The sequence below is a fragment of the Desulfuromonadales bacterium genome (genome assembly GCA_035620395.1).
Lineage (GTDB): Bacteria > Desulfobacterota > Desulfuromonadia > Desulfuromonadales > DASPGW01 > DASPGW01.
In genome coordinates this window covers 1-4689 of the sequence record DASPGW010000199.1, presented here as the reverse complement: position 1 = coordinate 4689, position 4689 = coordinate 1, and the positions used below count along the sequence as shown (strand labels likewise).

The 4689-nt window shown below is 62.4% G+C and carries 3 protein-coding genes; all 3 read left to right on the top strand.

The window, feature by feature from the left end:
- Positions 1–1335 (top strand): multicopper oxidase domain-containing protein (locus VD811_10930; protein HXV21484.1); only part of this gene is annotated, 1335 nt, incomplete at its 5' end.
- A 321-nt stretch (positions 1336–1656) separates the two neighbouring features.
- The gene (locus tag VD811_10925; GenBank protein ID HXV21483.1) at positions 1657–4296 is read left to right on the top strand and encodes a multicopper oxidase domain-containing protein; all 2640 of its coding nucleotides are present in this window, start codon (positions 1657–1659) and stop codon (positions 4294–4296) included.
- Positions 4297–4427: 131 nt separating this feature from the next.
- Positions 4428–4689, top strand: a 262-nt coding sequence (locus VD811_10920; GenBank protein HXV21482.1) for an SCO family protein, incomplete at its 3' end; no start/stop codon positions are given.

The window sequence follows — 4689 nt, the reverse complement described above, 5'->3', positions numbered from 1 at the left end:
CTCCCGAGCGGCAGCGCGCTGCCCTGGGGCAACCGCGACTACGACGTCAACATCCTGGTCGCCGACAAGGCCTGGGACCTGACGGGGCAGCTCTGGTTCAACATCTTCAACCTCGACGGCTTCCTGGGCGACGTGATGACGGTCAACTGGCTGTACAAGCCCTTCTTCGAGGTGCGGGCGCGCAGCTATCGCTTCCGCATCCAGAACGGCTCGGTGTCGCGCTACTTCACCCACGCCCTGGTGCATCAACTCGATGGCGAGGGAGGCGAGATCCCCGGCCCGCCGGGCTCCGGCATCTCCTACAACCGGGTCCCCTTCCACATGATCGCCAACGACGGCAACATCATGGAACACTCGGTCGCCTTCGACGGCACTCTCGGCACCGTCAGGGGGCAACTGCCGGTCCAGGGGATCGCCGAGCGCTACGACATTATCGTCAACTTCAGCCACCATGGCATCCAGCCCGGGGATCGGCTCTATTTCGTCAACGTGCTGGAGCACACGGACGGACAGCGCCCGGGGGAGAAGATTCCTCTCGAAACCATCCTCTCCGGGACCTACAATCCCCAGGTCCAGGACATTTCCGTCCCCGCCGACGGCGTGCCCGACGCCTGGATTGGCGGCGACCCGGCCGTCGGCAAGTTCCTGGAACTGCGGGTCCAGCCCTACACGGGCCAGGACCTGAGCATGGACCCGAGCGAATTCGTGGTGGGCGGGAAGACGATGATTCCGCTCCCCATCGATCGCAATGACCCGGCACTGGCCACCGCCCGGCATCGCACCTTCGAGTTTGTTAGCGGGGGAGGCGGTACCGACGAATCTCCGTGGGCCATCAGGACCGATGCCGGCCTAAGCTTCGCCATGGACCCCAGGCGGATCACCGCGGCGCCTCAACTGGCCAACGGCCCCACCGCTGCGGGCTTTGAGGGCGAAGGGACGCTGGAAATCTGGAACATCGTCAACGGCGGCAACGGCTGGAGCCATCCGGTCCACGTTCACTTCGAGGAAGGGGTCATCCTGCAGCGAGACGGGCGGGCGCCCCCGGAATGGGAGAGGTGGGCGCGCAAGGACGTCTACCGCATCGGCCCCGAAGGCGACAGCGGCAGGAACGTTGAGATGGCCATCCGCTTCCGCGAGTTCGCCGGGACCTACATGGAGCACTGCCACAATACCCAGCACGAAGACCACGCCATGCTGCTGCGCTGGGACATTGAGCATCCGGGCCAGGTGCAGCTGATGCCATCACCCCTGCCGACCTGGGACGGTGTGGAATACGTCGATTCGGCGGCGCTGCCGACCTTCCGGACCGGGAACGGCGTTGGGCCTACGCTCTGATCTGTTGAAAGTTTGATTTTCTCGACTTCAATCCTCCTGATCTTCCAGGCCAGGGGGATTTTTTCAATTTTCCAAAAGTAGTAATTTCCTACCGCCCATTGCGCAATTTCCCCATAGAGACATTCTTCTGCTGGCGGCATACTTTAAACAAACAGATAATAATATTCATATTCGAATTTGTCGGTCGATGCTTATCGATCGTTGAATAGGAGTTCAACTATGATCACTCTACCGAAAAGATGGCTGAGGCGTTGCTTTGCCCTTTTCGTCCTTTTAGCCCTGACTTCCTGTAGCGGTGGTGGAGGTGGTGGCGGCAGCGCCATGCCGGCAGACGGAGCCGGCATCACTCCTCCCGTCGCTGACTTCTTCGGCCCGCCCCCAGCGGATGATCCGTCTGCCTTCACCGACGGGATCGACAATGCTGTGATTGAAACGCTACCCCATGCCAATGAGGGGACCTTGGAGGGGCCGAATGGTGCCCTGATAGACCCGGGCGCCAACAACGTCGTGCAGGAAGCTCTGCAACAGCCCGATGGCGATTTCAACGTCCCGACCAACAGCCGGCCGAGCCCCCTGTTCGGCGCCTTGCCCTTCACCCAGCAGATGCTGCGTTTCGAAGAATTCGGCACTGAACCGCTCAGCGCGACCGGCCCGGTACCGGCCAATTCCTTCCCGGCACCCGTGAGTTCAGCGAGCGGACCGGCTCCCGCGGCACTGGAATCCTTCCTGGCACAGCCTGGGATCGCCCCTTTCCCCTCGGAATTCGCCAATACCCTCGATGAGAACCCCTGGAAAGCGCAGGTTGCATCCTACCTCGGCCGCGAGCTCGAGGCGCCGCCCGCTGAAGGCCGGCCGCCGGGACGCGGTTGGGCGCACCAGCGATGGAACGAATTCTTCCCGCAGATCTTCTACAAGACCGCTCAGGCTGGCGCACGGGTGAACGGCGGCTTCCGTGACAGCAGGCAGTTGCACCGCTACCAGGCTGGCGAGTTTGGCCCCGGCGGACTCTATCACAACACCGCGGGGGTGCCGGGCACCGAGGGAACAACCAGCGGCATCGCCATCCGCTTCCATCCGGCCATGCCGATCCAGAATCCCGATGCCCTCTGGACTTTCGACGGAACCCTGCCGCCCAAGCTCCTCATGGTGCGCTACGGGCAGCCGGTCCTGATGCGCCACTACAACGCGTTGCCCATCGACCCGTCGGTCAACCGCGGCTTCGGCATCCATACCATTTCTACCCATGAGCACAACGGCCACAATCCGGCCGAGAGCGACGGCTATACCAACGCCTTCTTCTTCCCGGGGCAGTTCTATGACTATCGCTGGCCGATTACACTCGCCGGCTACGACACCATCAACACCAGCGCGACCGATCCGCGGGCGGCCTTCCCCTGCTCGCCGGGCGAAACCCTCTTCGTCAACGACGCCAACCCGGGCAGGAAGACCTGTCAGGACGGGAAAATCCAGATCCGCGGCGACTGGCGCGAGACCATGAGCAGCCACTGGTTCCACGACCACATGCTCGACTTCACGGCGCAGAACGTCTACAAGGGGAACGCCGCGATGATGAACTACTACAGCGCTCTTGACCGCGGCAACGAGGCTTTCGACGACGGTGTAAACCTGCGCTTCCCGAGCGGCACGGCGCTGCCCTGGGGCAACCGCGACTACGATGTCAACGTGGTGGTCGCTGACAAGGCGTGGGACCAGAGCGGACAGTTGTGGTTCAACATCTTCAACATGGATGGCTTCCTGGGCGACCAACTGTTGACCAATTGGCTTTACAAGCCCTACTTCGAGGTGCGGGCTCGCAGCTACCGCTTCCGCATGCTGAACGGCTCGGTGTCGCGCTACATGACCATCGCCCTGGTGCATCAGCTTGACGGCGAGGGCGGCGAGATTCCCGGGCCGCCGAACTCCGGCATCTCCTACAACCGGGTTCCCTTCCATCTGATCGCCAACGACGGCAACATCATGGAACACTCGGTGGCCTTCGACGGCACCCTCGGCACCAACATGGGACAACTGCCGACCATGTCCGTTGGCGAGCGATACGACATCATCGTCAACTTCAGCCAGCATGGCATCCAGCCCGGTGATCGGCTATACTTCGTCAACGTGCTGGAGCACAGCGACGGACAGCGCCCGGGCGACCGGGTTACTCTTGAGGCTATCCTTTCCGGGGCCTACAATCCCCAACTGCAGGACACCACCGTCCCCGCCGACGGAGTGCCTGACGCCTGGATCGGCGGCGACCCGGCAGTCGGCCCGTTCCTGGAACTGCGGGTGCAGCCCTACACGGGTCAGGATCTGAGCATGGATCCGAGCGAATTCGTGGTGGGTGGCAAAAAGATGATCCCGCTCCCCATCGATCGCAACGACCCGGCGCTGGCCACCGCCCGCCATCGCACCTTCGAGTTCGACAAGGGCGGCACCGACGCAGCCCCGTGGACCATCCGGGTCGATGAGGACATCCGCTCCACCGCCGACCCCAGGAGGATTTCGGCGGCGCCTCAGCTGTCTACCGGCCCCACAGCGGCAGGCTTCGAGGGTGTAGGGACGTTGGAAATCTGGAGCCTTGTGGGCGGCAACGGCGGCTGGAGCCACCCGATCCACATTCACTTCGAGGAAGGGGTTATCCTCTCGCGGGATGGACAGGCGCCCCCAGAATGGGAACGCTGGGCGCGCAAGGACCTCTATCGCATCGGCCGCGAGGATGACAGTTCCGATGAGGTCGTGGTCGCTATCCGCTTCCGCGAGTTCGCCGGATCCTACATGGAGCACTGCCACAACACCCAGCACGAGGACCACGCCATGCTGCTGCGCTGGGACATCGAGCACCCGGGCCAGGTCCAACTGATGCCGACACCGCTTCCCACCTGGGACGGAGTGGAATACGTCGACTCGGCCGCCCTGCCGACCTTCCGGACCGGCGACGGGGTTGGACCACCGTTGTGATTTTCTGATAAATTGTGGAACTTTGGGGCGACCCGCCGATGCCGAGTCGCCCCTCGCATGATCAGACCGAAATATCATATCGGCCTGACCTGTCTTATCTATTTTGCCCTAAACAAGCAGGAGAAGCCATCATGGAAAGCCGTTGCCGGTCGCATTTGAAGGTTGTCACCGCCCTCGTGTTTTTTCTCACCGCTGCGCTGTGTTTCTGGACAGCGCCCGCCACGGCTGCCGCTGATGGGGGCACCATCTGGGGGGCCGACTACTTCCCGAATGTCCAGTTGGTCACCCACGAAGGAAAAAAAGTGCAGTTCTTCGATGATCTCATCAAGGACAAGGTGGTGATGATCAACTTCATCTTCACCAGCTGTCCGGACGTCTGCCCGCTGGAGACTG